Annotated in this window: 26 protein-coding genes and 1 pseudogene; 10 read left to right on the top strand and 17 right to left on the bottom strand. The window is 62.6% G+C overall.

Annotation, left to right across the window (positions count from 1 at the left end):
- The first annotated feature begins 91 nt into the window (after positions 1 to 91).
- Positions 92 to 1,090, top strand: a complete 999-nt coding sequence (locus LB554_RS11405) for a transporter (RefSeq protein WP_140823860.1) — start codon at positions 92 to 94, stop codon at positions 1,088 to 1,090.
- Here LB554_RS11405 and rarD read toward each other — a convergent pair.
- The 8 genes from rarD to cysS all read right to left on the bottom strand — a co-directional run bounded on the left by rarD (position 1,068) and on the right by cysS (position 8,134).
- On the bottom strand, positions 1,068 to 1,994 hold the full coding sequence (rarD, locus tag LB554_RS11400; protein WP_140791810.1) for an EamA family transporter RarD: 927 nt from the start codon (positions 1,992 to 1,994) through the stop codon (positions 1,068 to 1,070). The two genes, LB554_RS11405 and rarD, sit on opposite strands and share 23 nt — an antisense overlap.
- 83 nt (positions 1,995 to 2,077) lie before the next feature.
- Entirely contained in the window at positions 2,078 to 3,700 is a 1,623-nt protein-coding gene (cimA, locus tag LB554_RS11395; protein WP_181166390.1) for a citramalate synthase, read from the bottom strand.
- Positions 3,697 to 4,647, bottom strand: a complete 951-nt coding sequence (gene pip / locus LB554_RS11390) for a prolyl aminopeptidase (RefSeq protein WP_140791807.1) — start codon at positions 4,645 to 4,647, stop codon at positions 3,697 to 3,699. The genes cimA and pip overlap by 4 nt, the downstream gene beginning before the upstream one ends.
- Positions 4,644 to 5,120 (bottom strand): GFA family protein, encoded by a 477-nt coding sequence (locus LB554_RS11385; RefSeq protein WP_015318546.1) that lies wholly within the window; start codon positions 5,118 to 5,120, stop codon positions 4,644 to 4,646. The genes pip and LB554_RS11385 overlap by 4 nt, the downstream gene beginning before the upstream one ends.
- Complete coding sequence (locus tag LB554_RS11380; RefSeq protein ID WP_224525687.1) at positions 5,117 to 5,608, bottom strand: GFA family protein; 492 nt, start codon at positions 5,606 to 5,608, stop codon at positions 5,117 to 5,119. The genes LB554_RS11385 and LB554_RS11380 overlap by 4 nt, the downstream gene beginning before the upstream one ends.
- Before the next feature lie 6 nt (positions 5,609 to 5,614).
- The gene (locus LB554_RS11375) at positions 5,615 to 6,001 is read right to left on the bottom strand and encodes a VOC family protein (RefSeq protein WP_015318548.1); all 387 of its coding nucleotides are present in this window, start codon (positions 5,999 to 6,001) and stop codon (positions 5,615 to 5,617) included.
- Entirely contained in the window at positions 5,998 to 6,402 is a 405-nt protein-coding gene (locus LB554_RS11370) for an endonuclease domain-containing protein (protein WP_224584592.1), read from the bottom strand. Before LB554_RS11370 ends, LB554_RS11375 begins: the two co-directional genes overlap by 4 nt.
- Before the next feature lie 280 nt (positions 6,403 to 6,682).
- Positions 6,683 to 8,134, bottom strand: coding sequence for a cysteine--tRNA ligase (cysS, locus tag LB554_RS11365; RefSeq protein ID WP_140791801.1), 1,452 nt, complete (start codon positions 8,132 to 8,134; stop codon positions 6,683 to 6,685).
- A 414-nt stretch (positions 8,135 to 8,548) separates the two neighbouring features.
- Between cysS and LB554_RS11360 the strand changes: the two genes are divergently transcribed.
- A complete protein-coding gene (locus tag LB554_RS11360) occupies positions 8,549 to 8,704 on the top strand; it encodes a hypothetical protein (protein WP_015318552.1) in 156 nt (51 codons plus the stop codon).
- A 75-nt stretch (positions 8,705 to 8,779) separates the two neighbouring features.
- Here the strand turns inward: LB554_RS11360 and LB554_RS11355 are convergent, their stop codons facing one another.
- A complete protein-coding gene (locus LB554_RS11355) occupies positions 8,780 to 9,541 on the bottom strand; it encodes an SOS response-associated peptidase (RefSeq protein ID WP_140726427.1) in 762 nt (253 codons plus the stop codon).
- 128 nt (positions 9,542 to 9,669) lie between these two features.
- Between LB554_RS11355 and LB554_RS11350 the strand changes: the two genes are divergently transcribed.
- The 4 genes from LB554_RS11350 to LB554_RS11335 all read left to right on the top strand — a co-directional run bounded on the left by LB554_RS11350 (position 9,670) and on the right by LB554_RS11335 (position 12,060).
- Entirely contained in the window at positions 9,670 to 10,092 is a 423-nt protein-coding gene (locus LB554_RS11350; RefSeq protein ID WP_140726430.1) for an NUDIX hydrolase, read from the top strand.
- Positions 10,093 to 10,221: 129 nt separating this feature from the next.
- Positions 10,222 to 10,596, top strand: a complete 375-nt coding sequence (locus tag LB554_RS11345; protein ID WP_015318555.1) for a TIGR02301 family protein — start codon at positions 10,222 to 10,224, stop codon at positions 10,594 to 10,596.
- 350 nt (positions 10,597 to 10,946) lie between these two features.
- A complete protein-coding gene (locus tag LB554_RS11340) occupies positions 10,947 to 11,204 on the top strand; it encodes a hypothetical protein (RefSeq protein ID WP_015318556.1) in 258 nt (85 codons plus the stop codon).
- Positions 11,205 to 11,274: 70 nt separating this feature from the next.
- Complete coding sequence (locus LB554_RS11335) at positions 11,275 to 12,060, top strand: alanine and proline-rich secreted protein Apa (RefSeq protein WP_224584590.1); 786 nt, start codon at positions 11,275 to 11,277, stop codon at positions 12,058 to 12,060.
- A gap of 203 nt (positions 12,061 to 12,263) precedes the next feature.
- Here LB554_RS11335 and LB554_RS11330 read toward each other — a convergent pair.
- Together LB554_RS11330 and LB554_RS11325 are read right to left on the bottom strand one after the other, a co-directional pair.
- Positions 12,264 to 12,469, bottom strand: a pseudogene (locus LB554_RS11330) (hypothetical protein).
- Positions 12,470 to 12,552: 83 nt separating this feature from the next.
- A complete protein-coding gene (locus LB554_RS11325) occupies positions 12,553 to 13,878 on the bottom strand; it encodes a dihydroorotase (protein WP_140663069.1) in 1,326 nt (441 codons plus the stop codon).
- A gap of 82 nt (positions 13,879 to 13,960) precedes the next feature.
- Between LB554_RS11325 and LB554_RS11320 the strand changes: the two genes are divergently transcribed.
- From LB554_RS11320 to LB554_RS11310, 3 genes are all read left to right on the top strand, one after another.
- Positions 13,961 to 14,821: a YgfZ/GcvT domain-containing protein gene (locus tag LB554_RS11320; protein WP_015318560.1), complete on the top strand. Its 861-nt coding sequence runs from the start codon at positions 13,961 to 13,963 to the stop codon at positions 14,819 to 14,821.
- The gene (locus tag LB554_RS11315) at positions 14,821 to 15,456 is read left to right on the top strand and encodes an HD family hydrolase (RefSeq protein WP_015318561.1); all 636 of its coding nucleotides are present in this window, start codon (positions 14,821 to 14,823) and stop codon (positions 15,454 to 15,456) included. Before LB554_RS11320 ends, LB554_RS11315 begins: the two co-directional genes overlap by 1 nt.
- A 65-nt stretch (positions 15,457 to 15,521) precedes the next feature.
- Positions 15,522 to 17,663: a putative bifunctional diguanylate cyclase/phosphodiesterase gene (locus LB554_RS11310; protein WP_224584587.1), complete on the top strand. Its 2,142-nt coding sequence runs from the start codon at positions 15,522 to 15,524 to the stop codon at positions 17,661 to 17,663.
- A 15-nt stretch (positions 17,664 to 17,678) separates the two neighbouring features.
- Here LB554_RS11310 and LB554_RS11305 read toward each other — a convergent pair whose 3' ends face one another.
- Positions 17,679 to 18,569: a fatty acid desaturase family protein gene (locus LB554_RS11305; protein WP_224584586.1), complete on the bottom strand. Its 891-nt coding sequence runs from the start codon at positions 18,567 to 18,569 to the stop codon at positions 17,679 to 17,681.
- Positions 18,570 to 18,680: 111 nt separating this feature from the next.
- On the opposite strand from LB554_RS11305, the gene LB554_RS11300 reads away from it, so the two are divergent.
- Complete coding sequence (locus tag LB554_RS11300; RefSeq protein WP_224584584.1) at positions 18,681 to 19,598, top strand: LysR substrate-binding domain-containing protein; 918 nt, start codon at positions 18,681 to 18,683, stop codon at positions 19,596 to 19,598.
- Positions 19,599 to 19,612: 14 nt separating this feature from the next.
- Here the strand turns inward: LB554_RS11300 and LB554_RS29525 are convergent, their stop codons facing one another.
- The 5 genes from LB554_RS29525 to LB554_RS11275 all read right to left on the bottom strand — a co-directional run bounded on the left by LB554_RS29525 (position 19,613) and on the right by LB554_RS11275 (position 23,978).
- Complete coding sequence (locus LB554_RS29525) at positions 19,613 to 19,939, bottom strand: DUF3303 domain-containing protein (RefSeq protein WP_224622142.1); 327 nt, start codon at positions 19,937 to 19,939, stop codon at positions 19,613 to 19,615.
- Positions 19,903 to 21,366 (bottom strand): RimK family protein, encoded by a 1,464-nt coding sequence (locus LB554_RS11290; RefSeq protein ID WP_140663078.1) that lies wholly within the window; start codon positions 21,364 to 21,366, stop codon positions 19,903 to 19,905. The genes LB554_RS29525 and LB554_RS11290 overlap by 37 nt, the downstream gene beginning before the upstream one ends.
- Positions 21,366 to 22,463, bottom strand: a complete 1,098-nt coding sequence (locus LB554_RS11285; protein WP_140663080.1) for a peptidase C39 family protein — start codon at positions 22,461 to 22,463, stop codon at positions 21,366 to 21,368. The genes LB554_RS11290 and LB554_RS11285 overlap by 1 nt, the downstream gene beginning before the upstream one ends.
- Positions 22,464 to 22,671: 208 nt before the next feature.
- Positions 22,672 to 23,463, bottom strand: coding sequence for an anti-sigma factor family protein (locus tag LB554_RS11280; RefSeq protein ID WP_140618479.1), 792 nt, complete (start codon positions 23,461 to 23,463; stop codon positions 22,672 to 22,674).
- Positions 23,460 to 23,978, bottom strand: coding sequence for an RNA polymerase sigma factor (locus tag LB554_RS11275; protein WP_140618480.1), 519 nt, complete (start codon positions 23,976 to 23,978; stop codon positions 23,460 to 23,462). Before LB554_RS11275 ends, LB554_RS11280 begins: the two co-directional genes overlap by 4 nt.
- Positions 23,979 to 23,986 lie beyond the last annotated feature (8 nt).

Here is a 23,986-nt window from a genome sequence, read left to right as displayed (position 1 = left end):
GAACAGTCACACTAAATCGGGGATGCCGTGCTAGAAATCGCGCTTGGCCGCCCCCGCGACCCCGACCGCATCAGAGACCGGCGAAGCCGCCATGAACATCGCCATCCCCTCCGAAGGCACTGACCTGTCGCCTTACCTGCCCGATGAGCACGGGCTGTTCTTCATCTACCACTTTACCGCTGAGGGCGCGCGCACCAGGGATGCCGCCGCCGCGCATTGGACATGGCGCAGCTACCAGCTTTCCGACATGCGCGCCCGCCACGAGATCGGCGCCGATCAGGCATTGCCGGCGCCGGTGCGCGAAGCCTTCCTGACCGCCAGTCATGGCTGCCACATCGACCTCGAGGATGACTGGCTCTATGGAGATCTGCCGGACCTGCGCCATGATTATTCGGCGGAAGCCGGCGGGCTTGGTCATTTCCGCTTCGCCCTCAACGACACGATGCTGGTCGGCGCCCGCAAACAGCCGCTGCAATCGGTCGACAACATCCGCAAGGCGATCGAGAACGGATCGCGCAAGTTTCGCTCGCCGGCCGAGCTGATCGAGGCTGTCGTCGGCCAGTCGTTCGACGGAATGGCGACGGAACTCGCGGCACTCAGCGACAATCTCGATGGCATCGAGGACCGTATCGTGTGTGACGCATGGCACAATGAGCGGCAGGCGCTGGTCGATGCACGCCGGCATCTGGTGGTCATCCATCGGCAGATGGCGACGCTGACCAACCTGTTTCGCCATCTCGACCATTCGCACCGCAACGACCTGCCGGATTCGATCAACGACATGGCGGCGCGGCTTTCGCACCGCGCACAGACACTGCACTATGACGGCGAGCAGTTGCAGGCGCGCACGCGGCTGCTGCAGGACGAGCTGATGGCCAAGCTGACGACGCAGTCGAACCGGCTGCTTTACGTGCTCTCGGTGATGACGGCGGTGCTGTTGCCGATGACCATCATCTCAGGCCTGTTCGGCATGAATGTCGGCGGTTTGCCGCTGGTCAACACCCCGTTGGGTTTTTGGGTGATCACGGGCGCGTCGCTGCTGATCGCGGGCGTGACCTATCTTTTTGTCAGGCGGCTCGGGCAGATGTAGCCCGGCGCGCCGTCGCCAGCATGGACCAGGAATAGACCGCAAGAGCCGCCCAGATCAGGGCAAAGGCGATGGCCTGCGTGGTGCCGAACGGCTCGTCGAAGATCAGCACGGCAATCAGAAACACCATGGTCGGCGCTATGTACTGCATGATGCCAATGGTCGAGAGGCGCAGCAGCTTGGCGCCAAAGGCGAACAGCAGCAGCGGCACGGCCGTCACCGGCCCGCAGCCGATGAGCAGCGCGGTGTCGGTGCCATTGCTGGAGACGAAATGGTCCTGTCCGGTGGTGATAAGGAAGACGATGTAGCCCAGCGCCGGCACCGACAGCAAAAGCACTTCGAGCAGGAAGCCCTGGCTGGGACCGATCGGCAGCGTCTTGCGGAAGAAGCCGTAGGCGGCGAAGGAAAACGCCAATGCCAGCGACACCCAGGGCAGTTTGCCGCCGTCGATTGTCAGCACGGCGACGGCGACCGCCGCAAGCACCACCGCCGCGATCTGCAACCGGTCGAGCCGCTCGCCGAGCAGCAGTGCGCCGACCACGACGTTCACCAGTGGGTTGATGTAATAGCCCAATGCCGTCTCGACGGTGCGGTCGACCGCGATCGCCCAGACATAGATGCCCCAGTTGACCGAGATCAGCGCCGCCGTCAGCCCCGCCATAGCGATGGTGCGAGGCGAGCGGATCGCCACCTTGAAGTCGGCCGTGCGGCCGGCCCAGACCAGGACCGCCGCGGCAATCGGCACCGACCAGACGATGCGGTGTGCAATCACCTCGGCAAGCGGCAGATGCGCCACCGCCTTCATGTAGAAGGGCAGCAACCCCCACAAGAGATAGGCACCCAGCGCCAGCAAGAAGCCGCGGCGGGCTTTCGATTCTGCATCGGGGGTAATTGCTTCAGCGGCCATGGCTCAACGCTATGGCCCAGTAATCTTGGCAAGACCATCGCAAAGTTCTGATGGATCAATGGACTTTCGCTGATGGTTCAAACTTACTCCGCCGCCACCAGCCCCGCCATCTCGCGATTCTTCATCAGCTTGTAGACGATCGAATCCATTAGCGCCTGAAACGACGCGTCGATGATGTTTTCCGAGACCCCGACCGTCCACCAGCGCGCGCCGGTACCGTCATGCGATTCGATGAGCACGCGGGTGATGGCCTCGGTGCCGCCATTGAGGATCCGCACCTTGAAGTCGGCAAGCTCGAGATCCGCGATCTCGTTCTGGTATCTGCCGAGATCCTTGCGCAGCGCAATGTCGAGCGCGTTGACGGGGCCATGGCCCTCGGCCACCGACATCTTCTCCTCGCCCTCGACCAGCACCTTGACCACTGCTTCCGACACCGTCTTCAACTGGCCATTGGCATCGAAGCGGCGTTCAATCATGCAGCGGAACGAGGTGACGTGGAAGAATTCGGGCAGGCCATGCAGCATCTTGCGCGCCAGGAGTTCGAAGGAGGCGTCGGCGCCCTCATAGGCGTAGCCCGAGGCCTCACGCTCCTTGACCACCGATATCAGGGCGTCGAGCCGATGGTCGTCCTTCGGCACATCGATGCCGCGCCGCTTCAACTCGGCGAGGAAATTGGCCTTGCCGCCCTGGTCGGAGACCATGACGCGGCGGCGGTTGCCCACGGCCTGCGGCTCCACATGCTCATAGGTCGCCGGCTCCTTGGCCAGCGCCGAAGCGTGGATACCCGCCTTGGTGGCAAAGGCGGAGGAGCCGACATAGGGCGCCTGCGCTTCCGGAGCGCGGTTCAACAATTCGTCGAAAGCGCGCGACAGGCGCGAAATGCCGGTCAGCGCTTCGGCTGAGATTCCCGTCTCGAAGCGGTCGGCGAAAGCCGGCTTCAGCGCCAGTGTCGGCACGATCGAGATCAGATTGGCGTTGCCGCAACGTTCGCCGATGCCATTCAGCGTGCCTTGGATCTGGCGCACGCCGGCCTCGACGGCGGCAAGGGAATTGGCCACCGCCTGGCCGGTGTCGTCATGGGCATGGATGCCGAGCTGCTCGCCCGGAATGCCGGCGGCAATGACCTTCTCGACGATTGCCCGCACTTCCGAGGGCTGCGTGCCGCCATTCGTGTCGCATAGCACCACCCAGCGCGCACCGGCGTCGTAGGCCGTTTTCGCACAAGCGAGCGCATAGTCCGGATTGGCCTTGAAGCCGTCGAAGAAATGCTCGCAATCGACCATTGCTTCCTTGTCCGAAGCAACCGATGCCTCGACGGACACTTTTATGGAGTCGAGGTTCTCCTCGTTGGTGCAACCGAGCGCCACGCGAACATGGTAGTCCCAGCTCTTGGCGACGAAGCAGATGGCGTCCGATTTCGATTGGACAAGCGCCGCCAGCCCTGGATCGTTAGAGGCTGAGACCCCGGCCCGCTTGGTCATTCCGAACGCAACGAATTTTGCGCGTGCCGTGCGCTTCTGCTGGAAGAATGCAGTGTCGGTCGGATTGGCGCCGGGATAACCACCTTCGACATAGTCGAAGCCGAACTCGTCGAGCAGTTTGGCAATCGCGATCTTGTCCTCGACCGAAAAGTCGATGCCCGGCGTCTGCTGGCCGTCGCGGAGCGTGGTGTCGAAGAGATAGAGGCGCGCGCGGCTCATCGTCATTTGCCCGCAAACTTGTCCGTCGCGCGGATCAGCCGGTCGAGGATGCCGGGCTCCGAATAGGCATGACCGGCGCCTTCGATCAGATGAAAGTCCGCCTTCGGCCAGGCCTTGTGCAGCGCCCAGGCGTAGCGCGCCGGGCACGGCATGTCGTAGCGGCCGTGGACGATGGTTCCGGGGATGTCCTTGAGCTTCCCGGCATCACGGAGCAACTGCCCCTCCTCGAGCCAGCCGGCATGGACGAAATAGTGGTTTTCGATGCGGGCGAAGGCGACGGCATAGTCGTCCTCGCCAAACGGACCGCTGGTTTCGGGTTCAGGAAGCAGCGTGATCGTCTCGCCCTCCCACAGGCTCCAGGCGCGGGCGGCCTCGATCTGCGCCTTCCGGTCGGACCCGACCAGCCGCTTGCGGTAGGCGGCCATCATGTCGCCGCGCTCGGCCTGCGGGATCGGCGCCAGGAAACGCTCCCATTTGTCGGGGAACATCTCCGAAACGCCGAATTGATAGTACCATTCGAGCTCGGCGCGGGTCAGCGTGTAGATGCCGCGCACCACCAGTTCGCTGACGCGATCAGGGTGTGTCTCGGCATAGGCGAGCGCCAGCGTCGAGCCCCAGGAACCGCCGAACACCAGCCAATTGTCGAAGCCGGCCATTTCGCGCAGTCGCTCGATGTCGGCAACGAGATGCCATGTCGTGTTGGCCTCCAGCGAGGCGTTCGGCGTCGACTTTCCGCAGCCGCGCTGATCGAACAGGATGACGTCGTAGAGCTTGGGGTCGAACAGCCGCCGGTGTTTTGGCGAAATGGTGCCGCCCGGCCCACCATGCAGGAACACGGCCGGCTTGGCGCCCTCAGTGCCCGACCGCTCCCAATAGACCATATGGCCGTCGCCGACATCGAGCATCCCCGAGTCGAACGGTTCGATTTCCGGGTAGAGGGTGCGCAAGCTCATATTTTCAGGCCCTGTTGCGGCCAGTTGGCCGTTTCGTAATCGGGGTGTTGGAAGGAGATGATCTGCTCCTGCCGCGCGTAATAATCGGGATCCTGGTGGACAGGCTGGTCGAAGATCGTCTCGACCCAAGGCAGCCGTGCCGCATAGTTGACCTGGATCCGCGGCGCCAGATCCGAGCGGTCGTCGAAGGCGCCGATGGCGATCTCGAGCCCGCCGGGCTGCCGGTAAGTCAGCGGCGTGCCGCAACGGGCGCAGAAGCCGCGATCGATGTTGACCGAAGACTGGAAATAACTTGGTTCTTCATGGGTCCATTCGACGCCATCCTTGGGTACCGTCACCAGCGCGCCGAAGAAGGAGCCGAACTGTTTCTGGCACATGCGGCAATGGCAGATGGACGCACGTCCCAGCGCCCCCTTGATGCGGAAGCGCACGGCGCCGCATTGGCAGCCGCCGGTTCGGACAGTTTCGGTCATGGTCTTTCCTCCGGCGGCCATTGGTCGGTGTCGTGGTCGGGATGCTGATAGGAGACGAGCTCGGCGAGATAAGGAGCCGAGCCGATATCCGCCATCGTGTCCTCGCCCGGCAATCGCGGAATGGAATCCACATAGGGCAGTTTTGCTTCCGTGCCCCACTGGATGGTCGGCGCGATACCAGCCGGATCGTCGAAGGCGGCGATCGCCAGAGCCATGCCGTCGGGCGCCTCGAAGGTCAGCGGCGTGCCGCATTCGGCGCAGAAACCGCGCCATACGACATTGGAGGAACTGAACCGCTTGGGTTCGCCGCGCGTCCAGTCGACCTTGGCGCCGCGCACCGAGACCAGCGGCAGATAGAAATTGCCGCTGGCCTTCTGGCACATGCGGCAGTGGCAGACCGAGGCGTCGCCGAGCGCGCCTTCGACGCGGAAGCGCACCGCACCGCACTGGCAGCCGCCTGTGTAGACAGGCCGGTTGTCGAGGCTCATTGGTTTTCACTCCGGATCATGGCAGACCGCCTCGACATTGTTGCCGTCGGGATCGAGGACGAAGGCGCCGTAATAGTTGGGGTGATAGTGCGGACGCAGGCCCGGTCCGCCATTGTCCTTGCCGCCGGCTGCAAGGGCGGCGGCGTGAAAGGCGTCGACCTCGGCGCGGCTGCGCGCGGTGAAGGCGACGTGCTGATGATCTCGGGGCTTTTCCCTGGCCGCGCTCAACCAGAACACCGGCCGGTCGCGGCCATAGCCGCCGACCTTGGCGCCACCAGTGTATTCCTGCGGCACCATATAAAGCAGCGAGCCACCCAGCGGCGCCATCGCCTTGTCGTAGAAGGCCTTGGAGGCATCGAAATCGGAAACGGTGATGCCGAGATGGTCGATCATGAAACGAGCTCCTCCGTTGCTGGCTCCGGCACTTCGGCGCCGGCCAGACCGGCCGCGATAACGATGTGCTGGCAGACATTGTCGATATCGCGGATCACGTCGTCATCCCAGAAGCGCAGGATAGTCCAGCCGCTGGCGCTCAGATAAGCGCTTCTTGCCTGATCACGTCTTGAATGTTCCGCGCCGGCATGCTGGCTGCCGTCAACTTCAACTATCAAACGATGGGCCGAGCAAGCAAAGTCAACGATATAAGGCCCAATCAGCACCTGCCGCCGAAAGCTCATTCCCATCAGCCGGTGAGCACGCAACTCATTCCAAAGCTTCAGCTCGGCATCGGTCATCACGCGCCGCATGGATTTTGCGTTTTTGCGCTGACGGGACGGAACGAGATCGTGCCCCATCAAACACCCCTTCGCCGGCAGTTAGCGAAATCGGCGACGAGAGCTGATCTCCCCCCTTGCGGGGGAGATGCCCGGCAGGGCAGAGGGGGGTGCTGTCCCGCCGATCTATCAGCTTGCGACCACTGCCTTCTCAATAAATGTTTGCGGCGAGGGTGAACAAACGGAAACGCCGGTGTTCCGTCACACCCCCCTCTGTCCTGCCGGACATCTCCCCCGCAAGGGGGGAGATCGGCTGTCACCGGCGCCCCCGCCAAAACCGCAAAGGCGCCTGGCGCCATCCTCACCGCTTCACCTCCCACGTCGTCACGCGCTCGCCGGTGACCGGGTCCTTGCCATCCTTCAACTGCACGCCCTTGGCCAGAAGTTCATCGCGGATGCGGTCGGCCTCGGCCCAGTTCTTGGCAGCGATGAACTGCAGGCGCCTGGCGATGGTTTCCGCAATCGCGGCCTCGTCGACCTTGGCCGCGCCGACGTCGAAACCGAGGAACGCGAGCGAGGTTTTCAAGGAAGCCGCGGCGCCATTCTCGCCAGCGCCGCTGAAGTCGGTTGCCTCACCGGCAAGCTGGGTCAGTTGCTGGAAGGCCGCGTAGGTCGCAAGATCATCCGACAGCGCCTCCACGACTTCCGCCGGCACCTGGCTTCCCGCAGCCGGCGCCAGGTCCGACGCGCGTTTCCATTTGCGGAGCGTGTTCTCCGCCTCCTCAAGCTTGCGCACGGAAAAGTCGATCGGCTCGCGGTAGTGCGTCATCAGCATCGCCAGCCGCAGCACCTCGCCAGGCCATTTGCGGCCGCCGAAGGTCTCGGTCTCGAGCAATTCTTGGATCGAATAGAAATTGCCGAGGCTCTTCGACATTTTCTGGCCCTCGACCTGCAGGAAACCATTGTGCATCCACACATTGGCCATGACATCGGTGCCGTGGGCGCAGCGCGACTGGGCGATCTCGTTCTCATGATGCGGGAAGATCAGATCGAGGCCGCCGCCATGGATGTCGAAGACCTCGCCGAGATAGGCGGCCGACATGGCCGAGCATTCGATATGCCAGCCGGGCCGGCCCCTGCCCCATGGACTTTGCCAGCCGGGCTCTTCCGGCGATGACAGTTTCCACAGCACGAAATCGCCGGGGTTCTTCTTGTGGGCGTCGACGGCGATGCGGGCACCGGCCTGCTGCTCGTCGAGATTGCGCTTCGACAATTGACCATAGTCGGGCATCGAGGCTGTATCGAACAGAACTTCGCCTGCCGCGACATAGGCATGGCCGCGGTCGATCAGGCTTTTAATCAAAGTGATCATATCAGCCTTGCCGTCGGCGCGGGGTTCGACGAATTCGGTGGCGCGCGGTTCGACCGTCGGCTCCAGGCAGCCAAGCGTGGCGACATCCCTGTGGAACTGGTCGGCCGTTTTTTCGGTCACCCGTCGGATCGCTTCGTTGAGCGAAAGGGTTCCCGAAGCGATCTCGCCGCCGAAATCGCGCAGCGCCCGCGCGTTGATCTTGTCGTCGACGTCGGTGATGTTGCGCACATAGGTGACGTGCGTCTCGCCGTAGAGGTGGCGCAATAAGCGGAACAGCACGTCGAACACGATCACCGGCCTGGCGTTGCCGATATGGGCGAAATCGTAAACGGTCGGGCCGCAGACATACATGCGCACGTCAAGCGGATCGATCGGCACGAAGCCCTCTTTCGTGCGCGTCAGCGTGTTGTAGAGGCGCAGGCCCTTTGATGCGTCAGACATTCCATGCTTCCCGTTCAGAACTTCTTGTCTGGATGGAGCCAGCCCAGCGCCAAGGCGCAAATCAGGTTCCAGCCTGCTGGCCGGGGCGTTTGTCCACTCTGGGGAAGATGAGGCGAAAACGTCCGGACCAGCGCGAGGCTAGCCAATAATGCAAATGCCACAAATGGCGAAAGACGTTTTCATCGGCGGCTTTATCGCCCTGACCAGTGTTGCCGTCAAGTCGCGGATTCTGGGAAAAAGGTAGCGAGGGCTGGCAAACGCATCGCCCGGTCACGCGGAATCAGTCAGTGAAACATTTTATTAAACATGTCGGCACAGTCATGAAACATTCGCCGGCTAGATCACCACGCGTCACGATTTGGTCGGAATCAACCAGCAAACGCAGACACGGAAATGTTACCAGGGAAGAGAAACATGCCTCGAAGCAAGCAGGAAGCCAACCGCGCCAAGCAACCGGCGCTGGCCAACCACTATCGCGCAATCGGCCCGGCCGCCATCGTTGCCGCCCTTCTTCACACCGCCAAGAAGAAGAAGCCGGCGCAGAAGATCGTGTCGCCTCGCGCTGCCTGAGATGACGCGGCTGGCGCAATCGCCGGCGATGAGGGCGAGAACAGGCGTCCTGAACATAGACTTCGACCGGCTTCGCTAGAACAGCGTCATCTGACTGTCGTCCGCGCCAGCTTTCTGGCGCCTGACCTTCTCGGGTTCCGGCCCGATTTCGCCCCTCTCTTGAATCTCCGGTCCAGTGTTGGCAACCTTGTTGACGAGGTCGGAGACAGGGATCGCCTCGAAGAAATCGGGCTGCGCCGGCCGCAGCAAATCGACGACATCGCGCGGTTCGAGCGTGCGGCAATCCAGCCAACGGGCAAAGTCAGAAATATCGACCACCACCGGCATGCGGTCATGGATATGGGCGATATCGGCGTTGGCGTTGACGGTCAGGATAGCGCCGGTGTCCATCTCCGAGCCACCGGGCTCGGCATAGGTTTCGATCAGACCTGCAAAGGCGATCAACCCGCCATGCCTGGGCCGGATCCAATAGGGTTGCCCCTTCTTGCCTCCGGTCTGCCGCCATTCGTAGAAACCGGATGCCGGCACCAGCGCGCGGCGATGGCGCATGGCGGCCTTGAACGAGGCCTTCTCGATCGCACCTTCGGAGCGCGCGTTGAACAGCAGCGGAAACTCCCTGGTGTCCTTCACCCAAGCTGGGATCAGGCCCCAGCGCACCAGCATCGGCTGCCGGTCCGGCAGATTGGAGCCTGGGGCTCGCGGCACGCCAGCGGTCACCATCAGGACCGGCTGTGTCGGTGCGATGTTGTAGCGGGCCGGGAAATCCTCCAGCTCCGCAAGGCCCAGCAAGGCAGCGGTCTGGTCCGGCGTGGCGGTCAAGGCAAAACGTCCGCACATGATCGATTGTGTCTTTCGAATAGTTCGGTGTTGAAAGTGGCGATCGAACCGGCGTTGCGCAACCGCTAAAGCTTGCCCATGCTGCCGGTCCACAAAAGACCTGTCTCAAATGAGTTGATCAAGGATCGATGGACACAGCACGCAAGGTACTTCCGGCCGTTTCCGTAGCCGTCGTGCGCGGCGACACCGTACTCTTGGTCAAGCGGGCGCGTTCGCCCTCGCAAGGGCTCTACGCCTTTCCCGGCGGTAAGGTCGAAGCCGGCGAGACGCTGGAGGACGCGGCACGGCGTGAACTGATGGAAGAGACCGGCTTGCGCGCCGCCGGCTTTCGCCCGCTTCGGGAAATCCACATCGACGGCAGGTTAGACAGCCATCCGATCGATTATCTCCTCACGGTCTTCGGCGCCACCTATGCCGGTGGCGAGGCCGAGGCCAGCGACGACGCCGAGACAGCCGCCTTCTATACACTCAAGGAGATGACCCTGCTGCCGCTCGCCGGCTCGGTGTTCGCGGTCGCCGAGGAACTCCTCGGTCCCGTTCAAGCCCGCTGACGCAGCACTGAAAAACCGCCTTGCAGGCGACAAATTGTTTCGTCACAAGGCTTATGTTGTCTCGCCAGCCACGACGTCTCAGGCCATCAGGCAGACCACAAGGCCTAAGCCGTCAGGCAGAGAAGGTTTATGAACCGTCCGTCAGTGCTCCTTGCCATTTGCCTTGCCGTCAGCGCGGTCGTCCCGGCGCGGCCTGCCTTCAGTGCCGAGTCGCCGTTCGAGCCGGGGCTGATGCGATTGGCAGAAGTTCTTGGGTCGCTGCATTTCCTGCGCAATCTGTGCGGGGAGAAGGGCGACCAGTGGCGTGGCGAGATGGAAAAACTGCTCGATTCGGAAAACCCGGACCCAGAGCGCCGCGCCCGCTTCATCGCCAGCTTCAATCGCGGCTACCGTTCCTTCGGCACTTACACCCAGTGCACCGCTTCGGCCACTGAAGCCATCAGCCGTTACATGAAAGAAGGCGAGACGCTTTCGCGCGATATCGCCTCGCGGTATGGCAACTGAGCATTCATCAACAGATATCAGGCCCGCCGCCAGGGATCTCGATATATCGGCTTGCCGCCGCCCACATCTTGGTGCAATTCTGATGTTGCACTTCTGCAACAGCGTTAATCAAACGTTATCACGCGAAGGCGCAATTAACTCAAACTGAAGGTTTTCGCCCCGCAGGCCAGCCTAATCGGCTAAGTTTGATCCGGGTTGGAACGCAGCTTCGCCAAACACAGTTGGCCCCTGTAAATGACGATCAAAAAAATGTCGTATTTACAGATACTTACTTGAAGCTGCCTATGAATGGAACAGATCAAGCCTGATCCACACTGATGGGTTGCCGCTTGGAAGGGTGGACATCGCTTATGGAACATGCTGCCAACGACATCGACGCGCTGGTCAGGGAAGAGAAGCGCCTGACGGCGGTTGAGAGCCACAGCGAAGCCTGGGCGGAAGGCCTCTCGGCCGGCATTGAGCCAGAAATCATCGCCGAGGCGGCCCTTGAGACGGCATTCGGTGAAATGTTGCGCGCCAACGGCGAAACCTCGGCCCTTGCCCTGCTCGACCGCATGCGCGAGAAGGTGATCGCAGGCGCCTTCGAACCTGAGCGGCTGCGGCACTGAACCGATATCAGGTTCTCTGACGATCGAATGCCGTTCGGGTGTCATGCCCGGAAGTAGGGAGATACGGGCAGTGAATTTTCCGATGTCAGGCAAGCCGAAGGGCTTGGGCCTCTACATCCGCCTCGCTGCTTGCTGTGCCGCGGTTGCCTTCACGACTTGCCTGGCCAGCAGTCCGGCTCAAGGGCTAAGCGAGATCAAACGCGAAGAGCTCCCCGCGCCAGCCACACCGTCGGAGGACGATGTTTCGCCGCCCGGAAGCGCGATTCCCATGCCTGACCCGGTGGGAACGCCGCCTTCGACAAGCCAGCCGGCCGCTCCCGACGCCGCTGAGCCGGACAGCCCATCGGATGGCGGCAGCAACAGGCCGCGTGTCGATCCCGAGGCACCTCTGCCGGAAGTCGTCTATGATCTCGGCAAGCTGCCCGAGCCCGTGCGGCGCATGCATGACTTGATCATCGAGGCCTGCAAGAGCGGCGACATCGAGAAGCTCAGGCCTTTGATCGGCAAGGGCGACAGCATGACCCAGCTGTCGCTGGCCGACATCGACGGCGACGCCATCACCTTCCTCAAGGGGCTGTCCGGCGACCCTGATGGCCAGGAGATCCTGGCCATTCTGGAGGAAGTGCTTTCCGCAGGCTACGTCCATGTCGATGCAGGCACGCCACAGGACCTCTATGTCTGGCCGTATTTCTTCGCGCTGCCGCTGGACAAGCTCGACGCCAAGCAACGGGTCGAGCTGTTCAAGATCGTCACCGCCGGCGATTTCGACGACATGAAGCAGTTCGGAGCCTACATCTTCTATCGCGTCGGCATTACGCCAGCCGGGCAATGGACCTTCTTCGTCGCCGGCGACTGAAGGCCCCCTGGTTGCGCCAGGATGCGAACAGCATCGTGGACGATGTTGCTATTTGAGCGGGCCGGCAGGTTTTGCACTGACGTCGGCATCCGGCCAAATGCGAATGCTTTCGTTTCGAAGAACCGAAATAGCACCGCTAGCGCACGCGACGTGTCCGGTTTGATGTTGCAGATACGAGGCGAAAAACACCACGGGAGGACAATTCAGCCGGCAGTCAGAAGGATACCGTGACCGAATTCCCTGGCGAGTTCTGGATAAGCAATTTCTCGCGCGTCGTAAGCCGTGTCTGATCGACAAAGCGCCAATTGCGCTCGTACAACGCAAATGCTTCGTTGGCCGGGATCAGTCGCGCGACATCGCGATTCCACAGGAGCGCTTGCAGCTCTGGAAACTCGGCGGGGTCAATCATAGGCGCGACATGTGTCCGAATGATGCCTTGAACATAATGCGGAACGCTTAAAAATCAAAGACGTGACGCACAGCCACAGGTGGCTAACCCGGCAGCGCCTCGGAAAACTCCACCGCCGTGCCCTGGCCTGGCGTCACGATTTCGCCGTCCCACATAATGCGCTGACCGCGAATGACCGTGCCGACCGGCCATCCCGTGACCTGCTTGCCGTCATAGGGGGTCCAGCCGGCTTTCGTGCCGGCCTGCGCGTTGGTGATGGTCTCGCGCCGCTTCATGTCGACAATGGTGAAGTCGGCGTCATAGCCGGCGGCGATGCGGCCTTTTCTGGCCATGCCGAAGATGCGCTGCGGGCCATGGCTGGAGAGATCGACGAAGCGCTGCAGGCTCAGCCGGCCGGCGTTGACATGGTCGAGCATGATCGGCACCAGCGTCTGCACGCCGGTCATGCCCGACGGCGAGGCCGGATAGGGTTTTGCCTTCTCGGCCAGCGTGTGCGGCGCGTGGTCGGAGCCGAGCACGTCGACGATGCCTTGCGCTATGCCAAGCCAGACGCCGTCGCGATGGCGTTTGTCCCGCACCGGCGGGTTCATCTGGATCAGCGTGCCAAGCCGCGCATAGTCGTCGGCGCTCAGCGTCAGATGGTGCGGCGTGGCTTCACAGGTCGCAACATCCTTGTGCTGTTCGAGGAACAGGATCTCCTCGGCGGTCGAGATGTGCAGGACATGGATGCGGGCACGAACGGCGCGCGCGATGCGCACCAGCCGCTCGGTGCAGCGCAAGGCGGCGATCTCATCACGCCAGACCGGATGCGATGACGGATCGCCCTCGACGCGCTCGTCCAGGCGCTCGCGCAGCCGGAACTCGTCTTCCGAATGAAAAGCGGCGCGACGGCGGGTATTCCTCAGGATCGAGGCGACGCCTTCATCGTCCTCGACCAGCAGGTCACCGGTGGACGATCCCATGAAGACCTTTATTCCCGCAGCCCCCGGCAAACGTTCGAGCTCGCCGACGTCCCTGGCATTGTCGCGAGTACCGCCAACCCAGAAAGCAAAATCGCAATGCATGCGGCCGCTGCCGCGCCGGACCTTGTCGGCAAACGTTGCCTCGCTGGTGGTCAGCGGATTGGTGTTGGGCATTTCGAACACGGCGGTGACACCGCCCAGCACCGCGGCCCGCGAACCCGTTTCCAGGTCTTCCTTGTGTTCCAGTCCCGGCTCACGGAAATGCACCTGGCTGTCGACGACACCGGGCAGGATATGCAGGCCCCGGCAGTCGATCGTCTCGCCAGCCGATGCCTGGCGCAGATCGCCGATCGCGGCGATGCGCCCGCCCTTCACGCCGATGTCGCGTGGCCCCTCGCCGTCATGATTGACCACTATGCCGCCTGTCAGGATGAGGTCGTAGGTCATGGTGATGCTCTCTTGCGGGGGGAGTGTCAGCGGCTTACGTAATGGCCAACCGTTTTGCAAGATCAGGCTTTTAATCCGCCCCATGCCCTTTGCCCTGCTGAAAGACCGCGCGCTCATCACCGTCTCCGGCCCGGATGCCGAGCATTTTCTGCAGAACATCCTGACCACCGATCTCGATACGCTTGGCAATGGCGAGGCAAAGCCGGGCGCGCTTTTGACGCCGCAAGGCAAGATCCTGTTCGACTTCCTGATCTCACGGGCAGGCGAAAACGCCTTCCGCATCGAATGCCGTGCCGATATTTCAGACGATTTCATTCGCCGGCTGATGCTCTACAAGCTTCGCGCCAAGGTCGAGATTGCGAAGTCGGGACAGGCACTTGTCACTGTCGCCTGGGGAAAAGAGTCAATCGCCTCAGAAAGTGATTCAACCGCGCTTGCCGACAGGCGCTTTGGCGACGAAGGCGTCACGCGCTTCCATGCCGGCACCGCGGACGGTGGCGACATTGGCGCGTGGCAGGCCTTTCGCATTGCCCACGGCGTCGCCGAGAGCGGGGCCGACTATGCACTTGGCGATGCGTTCCCGCATGACGTGCTGCTCGACGAAATGGGCGGCGTCGGCTTCAAGAAGGGCTGCTATGTCGGCCAGGAGGTCGTCTCGCGCATGCAGCATCGAGGCACCGCCCGGCGGCGCGTGCTGATTGTCCAGGCTGGGCTTCCCCTGCCCTCTGCGGGTGCCGAGCTAACCGTCGGTGGGCGGCCGGTCGGCACGCTCGGCTCGAGTGCTACCGTGACAGGGCTCGCCATCGCCCGCATCGACAGGGTGAAGGCGGCGCTCGATGCCGGCCAGCCGATCCTGGCGGGTGACGTACCGGTGACGCTCATCATCCCCAGTTGGGCCAAATTCAGCTTTCCGCAGGAAATCGCCGGCGCGGAGGAAGCCTGATGGCGGCAGACCGCGCCGGTGCGCCGCCACGGGCATGGCAGCGTATGCTGTCCGGCCGCCGGCTCGACCTTCTCGACCCTTCGCCGCTCGACATCGAGATCTCGGACATCGCCCATGGGCTTGCCCGCGTCGCCCGCTGGAACGGCCAGACCAGCGGCGAGCACGCCTTTTCGGTTGCCCAGCATTCACTGCTGGTCGAGGCACTGTTCAACGAGCTGGTGCCCAAGGCTTCGGCCGACGACCAATTGGCGGCGCTGCTGCACGATGCGCCCGAATATGTCATCGGCGACATGATCTCGCCATTCAAGTCGGTGATGGGCGGCAGCTACAAGGACTGCGAAGTGCGCCTGCAGCGCGCCATCCATCTGCGCTTCTCGCTGCCGCCGGAACCGGGTGCGATCCTGCGCAAGGAGATCAAGCGCGCCGACCAGATCGCCGCCTATTTCGAGGCGACGCTGCTTGCCGGGTTTTCGACCGCCGAGGCGACCGAGTTCTTCGGCCGGCCGCGCGGTTTTTCCGCCGAGCGCTTCGACTTCGCGCCACGCTCGGTGACCTCAGCGCAGAATGCGTTCCTGAAGCGGTTTTCGGCGATCGAGAAGTCGCGGCATCACGTTCCGACGTCCGCGCTAGGATAGAAAACGCTAAATTAACCGGAAGCGTCAACAGTGTGGTGTTCGATCAAGCATCGCAGGGGCGCCTCATGCCCGTCGTGGATGTCAAGGGTGGTTCGGTCGTCCCGGAACGGGCGGCCGGAGGCATGGAACACCCGCGCCGCATGCAAGATGAGCTGCGCGAGCAGAACGAACGCTTTTCAGCTGCTGTCGAAAACATGTCGCATGGCCTGTGCATGTTCGACGCCGACGAGCGCATGATCATCTGCAACGGCAATTATATCAACATTTTCCGCCTCGACGCCAAAGTGGTACGGCCAGGTATCCGCTTCGTCGACATTCTGCGGCACAGCGTCGATATCGGGGTTGCCTCGCAAAGCGCCGAAGAACTCTACGCCATCCGCAAGCCCTATATCGACCAGGCAAACCCCTCAACTTACGAGGAGACGCTGTCTGACGGCCGCATCATCAACATCTCGCACCGTCCGCTTGCCCTGGGTGGATGGGTTTCGATCTACGAGGACATCACCGAAAAGCGGCGCGCCGAGCAGGATCTCAAGGAGCAGCATCGCCGTTTCGACGCGGCACTCGCCAACATGTCGCAAGGCCTGCTGATGTACGACGCCGACGGCAAGATGATTGTGCGCAACAGGCGTTTTCTGGAGCTCTATAACGTCACTGCGGAGGACTTCCCGCTTGGAACGACGCACCGCAACGCACTCGAACGATTGCTGGAACTCGGCATCTACATGAAGATCGACGTCGACAGCGAAGTCGCCAAAACCGAAGCCTGTCTGGCGGCGGCAAAGACGCATTCGGCCTACCGGCATCTGACCGACGGCAGGACGGTTCTGGTCACACGCCGGCCGATGAGCGGCGGCGGTTGGGTGGTGACTTTCGACGACGTGACCGAGCGCCGCCGGACCGAAGAGCGCATGACCCATCTTGCGCATCACGACACGCTGACCGGACTGCCCAACCGCTCGAAGTTTCGCGAACGGCTCGATCTTGCGCTGGAGGACGCGGCAGCCAAGCCGTTGGCGATCTTCTCGCTCGATCTCGACCGCTTCAAGGCGGTCAACGACACCTGGGGACACCCCGCAGGCGACTGGCTGCTGAGAAGCGTAGCCGAGAGGTTGCGGCATTGCGTCCGCAACGAAACAGACATCGTCGCCCGCTTCGGCGGCGACGAGTTCGTCGTCATGCAGTTCCATTTCAAGGGCATTGGCGATGCCGAAAAACTGGCAAAGCGCATGGTCGAAGCAATCGCAAAACCATTTAGAGACAAGAGCCGGGACATGCATGTCGGCATAAGCATGGGCATTGCCGTTTTTCCCGACGACGGCAGGGACGCCGACACGCTGCTGAAAAACGCGGATACGGCGCTCTACCGGGCGAAGAGCGAAGGACGAAACCTGTATCGCTTCTTCGAGCCCGGAATGGATGCTGTCGTGCAGGCCCGCAGGGCGCTTGAAGTGGACCTCGAGGCAGCACTGCCGCGCCAGGAGTTCGATCTCCATTTCCAGCCCATCATGAACATCACGTCCGGCGAGATCACCGGCGCGGAAGCCTTGATGCGCTGGCATTCACCAGGGCGTGGCATTGTCGCGCCGGACGACTTCATTCCGGTCGCCGAAGAGACCGGGCTGATCGTGCCGCTCGGCGAGTGGGCGCTGAGGAAAGCCTGCGCAGAGGCCGCAAGCTGGCCACCCGGCTTGCGTATTGCGGTCAATGTCTCGGCCGTGCAGCTCAAAAGCAACGGGTTTGCCCGCGGGGTGATCTCGGCGCTGGCTTTTTCCGGCGTTCCGGCTGGACGGCTGGAGCTGGAGATCACCGAAACCGTGCTGATGGACGAAAGCAAGGCCGTGCTGAAAACGCTGCGCCAGTTGCGTGAGCTCGGCATCCGCATCGCCCTGGACGATTTCGGCACCGGCTATTCCTCGCTCGGCTACCTCAGGCGTTTTCCGGTCGACAAGATCAAGATCGACCGATCATTCATTCGCGACATGGGCAACCGCGACACGGCGGCCATCGTTCGGACCATCATCGGGCTGGGTGCCGAGCTTGGCATCGTCGTCACGGCCGAAGGCGTCGAGACGGAGGCGCAACTCGACATGCTGCGCGACAATGGCTGTGTCGAGGCGCAAGGCTATCTGATCGGCGTGCCGTCGAAGCCGGCCGACATCCAGCGCCTGCTGAAGTCGCGTGCGACACGCAGCCAGACCGGCTGATGGCGTCAGCACAAGTCAGCGCAGCGTTTCCAGGTATTTCTCATGGAAGCTGACATAGCCGGGCTCGACCACCTTCAGATGCCGCTCGATCAGCGCATGAAACCGCGGTAATTGGTGAAACGGAACGCCGGGATAGGCATGATGCTCGGCATGGAACGGCATGTTCCAGGCGAGCTTGCGCACGGCCCAATTTGTCAGCGTCGTCCTGGTGTTTTCCAGCATGTTGGCGACGAAGGGACAGCGGCCGTGCTCGGCCAGCAGATAGAGGCGCAGGAATGGCTGTCCGAGCAGAGCGGGAATGATCCAGACATAGAAAAGCACGGTGAGCCGGAAATAGACGGCGAGCAGAATGAGGACAGCGTAGAAGGCAATCATGGCGCGCGCCTCGGCCCGCACCTTGCGTCGGCCTTTCAGCGGTACATAGCTCTCCTGACTACCGCCAATCGCATTGGCGTAGAGTGTCTTGAGATGGCCCCACCACACCGGAAGCCCAGAGACGTGGACAATGTATTGCCGCAGGGTCTCGGGTTTCGGGAAGGCGAGTTCGGGATCGTTTTCCGGATCCTGCGTGTATCGGTGATGAGCGAAATGGAAGTAGCGGAACCAGTCGGCAGGCAGCGCAATCGCCAGGCTGCACAGCCGCGCTACGCCGTCGTTCAGCCACTGTGTTTCGAAAGCCGTGCGGTGAACCGTCTCGTGCAGCAGCGTGAACAGGAACACGATCAGGATGCCTTGCGGCAGCATCAGCAATGGCCAGAACGGCACCTTGGCCGCGATCAGCGATCCAACGATGACAATCGCACCCGAATGAGCGCCGAACTGGAACAGGCCCGCGACATCCGATTTGGCCGTCAGGCGATTGCGCTCTTCTGGTGTCAGTGACGCGATGATGTCGCGATGGTCCATCGGCTTCGATCCAGGCTGAAGATTGATGAAGCCATTCTAGTCGACGAAAAAGCTTTCCAGAAACGACGATTTCTGCGATTTAGATAAGCTTACCTTACCAATCTAGCGATCATGGCCACATCCCCATCCCTGAAAGGACTTCAGGCTTTCGAGGCCGCGGCGCGCACGGGCAGCTTTGCCGCGGCGGCGGAAGAGCTTTCGGTTTCGGCCGCCGCCGTCAGCCAGCTTATCCGCACCGTGGAGGCCCAGATGGAACGCAAGCTGTTTCATCGGATCAACCGCCGCGTTGTTCTCACCGAGGCCGGCGTGGAAATGCTGCCTCGGCTGACCGTGGCCTTCCAGGAGATCGGCAGCGTCTCGCGCGAACTGGGCGCCGATGCATTCCGCCCGCGCCTGGTGGTGTCGGTGCCGCCATCCATGGCCATGGGCTGGCTCTCGCAGCGCCTCGCCGGCTTTGTCGCAAGCCACGGCGCCGCCGACATATCGCTCCGGGGCGATGACGACCCGGTGTCGTTCGACCGCGAGTTGATCGACATCAGGCTTTCCTATGGTCCGCATTATCGCGAGCACCCGACCGAGGAGATCGCCAGGGACGCCGTCTATCCCGTCTGCGCGCCAGGGCTTGCCGGCATCACCAAGGCGGGCGGCGAGCCGCTCGCCGGGCTGCCGCTCATCCACACCGACTGGGGGCCGACAGGCGCATCGTTTCCGTCCTGGCCCAACTGGTTCGAGGCCGAGGGTGCTCACCCTGGCCGAGCGGCACGGCGCGGCCTTTCGGCCAATTCATCGCGCGCGGCCCTCGACCTCGCCATTTCGGGGTTGGGGGTGGCGCTGGCGCAAGGGGTCTATTGTGCCGAAGCGGTGGAGGACGGCAGGCTGGTCCGGCCGGCCGGCGGCGCGATTGCATTGCGCCAGCCCTATTGCCTGACGGTTCCAGAGCGAAGCGCAAGCCGCGATGTCGTGGCCGCGTTCCGCGATTGGCTGGTCAACCAATGCCAGCGCGCGGTTGGCTCGCCGGCGCTGCGCTGACCTGGAGGGGATGGTCAGAGGTGCCCGCTCAAGACCGCCACCATGTCCTTGCTGGTCGCCACGGGCACGATCTCGAACTCGACCAGATCAGCCCATTCGACGACCCAGCGCTGCAGCGACGTGACGTCATCGGTCTCCACCAGCGGGAAACAGCGGCTCATGTCAGCCGCGATCCAGCTGTGATGCACGACAGCTCCTCCGGCTTCAGGCGGCCGCGGTCGCGCGGAACCGGCGGTAGATTTCCTTGCGGTCGCAGCCGGTGAAATCCTCAATGACGATGAACTGCATATTTCCCCTCGGATGATTACCGCCCCGGCCGGTCGAGCCGCTCCAGGAACCACTGCGTCAGCCGCACCCAGACCTCGTCCTTCTCGCCGGAATCTTCCCAGCCGTGATCGAGGTTTGGATTGTCGTTGACCTCGATGACGAAGACGCCGTCCTTGGTCTCCTTGAGGTCGACGCCGTAGAGGCCGTCGCCGATGCAGCGCGCCGCCTTGACGGCGGTCTCGACGACATGGGCCGGCGTCTCCTTCAGCGTGAAGGTCTTGATGCCGCCCTGGTCGGGCTTGCCATTGGCCTTGTGGTTGACGATCTGCCAATGTTTCTTGGCCATCAGATAGTGCACGGCAAACAGCGGCTGGCCACCGAGCACGCCGACACGCCAGTCATATTCGGTCGGGATGAATTTCTGCGCGATGAGAAGGTCGGAATCCTCCAGCCATTCGGTCGCGAGCCGCGTCAGTTCCTCCAGGGTCTCGCATTTCTTGACGCCGCGCGAGAAGGACGAATCGGGGATCTTCAACACTAGGGGAAAACCCAGCGTCTGTGCGGCCAGTTCGAGGTCAGAGGTGCCGGCGATCATCACCGTCGGCGGCACCGGCACCTTGTTGTAGGCCATCAGTTCGTTGAGATAGACCTTGTTGGTGCAGCGGATCATGGACAGCGGGTCGTCGATGACCGGCATGCCTTCCTGCTGGGCGCGGCGAGCGAAGCGGTAAGTATGGTTGGAGATCGAGGTGGTCTCGCGGATGAACAGTGCATCGTAATTCGCCAGCTTGGCCAAATCTTTTCTGGTGATCGGCTCGATTTCGACCCCCATCTTTTCGGCGATCTTGGCCCAGTAGCGCAGCGAAGAGATTTCCGAAGGCGGCAATTCCTCATGCGGATCGACCAGCGTGGCGAAGGTGTAGCGCGCCGGCGTGCGGCCCTTGGTGTCGCGCCACTCGCGGTTGGTGTAGGTCTCCAGGCACTGGATGAAGCTTTTTTCCTCGTCCTCCGTCATCCGAGCCAGCGGGTGGAAGCCGACTTTGCGGATCGAAGCCCATTCGGCGCTGTCCTTGATATGGACTTCGAGCGCCGGCGCCCGGAACCAGTCGAACAACAGCTTGGCGAAACGGTCCCAGACCTTGGACGGGCCGATGCCGAAGAAGATGCAGACCTTCGCCGGAAATACACCGCCGAGATCCTTGCGGCATTTGTTGAGCGCCAGTTCCAGTTCCGGCAAGGCGTGCTCGTAGAGCTTGCGCTCCGACAAGTCGATCATCGTCTCCACGGTCGGGATGACCTTGTGGCCGCGCGAACTCGCCAGCAGCGAGGCATAGTAGCCGCGGCTCTGATAGCCGTAGTTGTTCGACAGGTTGATAACCTTAGGCCGCTGACCGCGAAACAGCGAGGGATGCGCGAGATAGTCGCGATTGGTGATGATCTTGTGCGGCGTCGCCACCTGGTCGAGATCGCTCTGCCTGCCGGTAAGAATGACCCAGGTCATTATCTCTTTCCCAAAGTGATGGCGGCACGCAGTCCGTCGCGGCCGAACTGCGCCATGTTCATGAAGATGCCGTAAGGCACGGGAATGTTGGCGGCATCAAGGATGGTTTCCTGCCTTTCATCCTCGACCCACGGATCGTGGATCAGAATATGATCGCCATCATCGCCGATGGCCAGCACCCAGTGCGGCACCTTCTTGCCGAACATCAGGAAGCCGCTGATCAGCACCAGCACCAGTTTGCCCCCGGCGAGAGCCGCCCTGATATCGTCGATGGTGAATGGACGGTAATTCACCGGGATGCCGTAAAGTTCCGCGCGGCGGCGAAAGTCGACCTGTGCCAGTTCCATGACCCGGCGCTTGTCCTCGCTACGCACCGACTGCAGGAACAATGCGCCGTAGAAGGAAACGTAAATCTCCGCCGCAAGCCCGCTTTCGTAGCCCGAGACAGCCAGGCCGAATGGTTCGCAGCCGCCCGGTCCTGACATCATGAAGACGGTCGTCGCCTCGCGCCAGAGTCGGATTTCCATCACAGGGTCGGGCACGAAGCCACGATCGAAATTGGCCATGGCCATCATCAGGCAGCATGGACCGCAGGTGAACTCGCAGGTCTGCTGATAGAATGGCACCCTGGTGGCGACCGGAAGGTCGCCGCGCAGGGTTTTTTCATAGCGCAGTGCCGTCGCGCCGTCCTCGTAGTAACCGGGCTCGCGGCCAATCTTGCGGTAGCCGGCCTGTTCATAGATGCTGATGGCACGGCCATTGTCCTCGCGCACTTCGAGACGCAGCATCATGCGGTCGTGTTCGAAGGCTGCCTCTTCGGCCGCGGCCAGCAATTGCCGGCCTATGCCGAGCCCGCCGAAAAACGGTCCGACGGCGATCGAATAGAGCCGTGCTACCCCACTGCCCTTCCGAAACAGCACGATCGCATAACCGCCGACGCGGCCATCGATTTCGGCGACCAGCGTCTCGGCGGTCTCGCGCTCGATGAACAGGCGGAAGGAGCGGCGGGAAATGCGGTCGCTCGAGAATACAGCTTTCTCGATGGCGGCGAGGTCATCGACGTCAGACGCGCGGGCCGTGCGGATCTCGGCAGGCATGCGGCTTGAGAAAACCTCGATTGCGTTGCGGCAACGTCCCCGGTCGAAAAGCGTCGCAAACACCGGCCGAAGCGCCGGTATTCATCAAGCGCTATCGCTCCTTGATTAGGGCCGAATTGTGACACTTTCCGCGACGGCAGGGAAGCTGACAAGCTTTGAACGGAATCGCTGTTTTCATGCCAGCCGACCGCGCAAGATCGCAGCCGGCTCAGCTGGAGAGACCGGCCAGAAGCTGGCCATACGCGCTCTTGGCCACGGCCGCCAACTGCTCGCGCGGCAGCGAACCAACGACGGCACAGCCATAGCCTTTATCCAGCCAGTAGACGGCCTGCGGACCGTCCTGCGCCGAAGCATAGGTGCCCTTGGCATTCTCGGTCGATTCCGCCGTCACGAAGAGGGATATGCGCTCGCCCTTGTCGTCTTCGTAGAGCAGCATCGCGGCCTTGCTTTCCCCCGCCGGCAGCAACCGGCCGCCAACCAGTTGGAAGCCGTTCGCGCTCAGGTCCGGTGCCACCAGTTTCAGGCCGACCCGACTGGACAGCCAGGTCTGCAGATGATCCTTGTCGCTGGCCGGCACTTCCACCGCGTGCCGCTTCTCGGCGGCATAAATGACATGGGCGGCGATCGCTTGTTCGGCGAGCTGATCCTCCGCCGGATCCTCCTGCCCGATCCCTCCGATACCCGCAAAGTAGCCGCCAAATCCGCCCGTGGCGAGAAGCACGGCCGCGGCGGCGGCAAGCCACCAGCGTGAGCGTCGCACTGCTGCCTTAACAGGCGCTTCACCGAGCACCACCTTGCGCAAGCGCACTGGCACCACCTCGTCCAGCACGCCGGCGAAGGCCGAGCGCAATGCCTCTCGGTCGGCGGTGAAGCGGGCGCTCCTGGCCTTCATCTCGGGATTGGCGTCGAGCCAGGCATCGTAGGCGGCGCGCTCATCGGCCGGCAGTTCGCCGTCGAGCGCCATATGGATGTCCCGTTCGGAAAAATCGCGGCGGATCATTTCTCGACGATCCTTATGGCGCGGCGGCGCGCTGTGTCGTCCAGCAGCCCGCGCAATTCCTCACGCCCCCGCGCGATGCGCGACATCAGCGTGCCGGCGGGAACACCCAGAATGTTGGCAGCCTCGGCATAGGAAAAGCCTTCTATGGCAACCATGACGATGGCCGCGCGGCGATCGGGGCTGAGCGCCTGCAACGCGTCGATGATCTCGCGCGAAGCGATGCCCTCCAACTGTTCGGGCGGCTGGGCAACCGCCTCGCCCGCCTCCAGCGGCAGCATCGCCGCTTCGCCGCGGCGGTTCACCTTGCGCATCTGGTCGATGAACAAATGATGCATGATCGTAAACAGCCACCTCCTGGGGCTTTCTCCCGTCTGCCAGTTGTCGAGCCGCAACAGCGCACGCTCGAGGCAGTCCTGAACGAGGTCGTCGGCAGCATCACGGCCGCGCAGAAGCGAGCGTGCGTAGCGGCGCAGGCGCGGTATTTCACCAAGGATTGCTGCCTTTTTTTCGTCCATGACCGCTG

It is taken from the genome of Mesorhizobium sp. CO1-1-11 (assembly GCF_020164995.1).
Taxonomy (GTDB): Bacteria; Pseudomonadota; Alphaproteobacteria; order Rhizobiales; family Rhizobiaceae; genus Mesorhizobium; species Mesorhizobium australicum.
The sequence above is the reverse complement of the archived record's forward strand: the minus strand, read 5'-3'. Positions and strand labels throughout refer to the sequence as shown.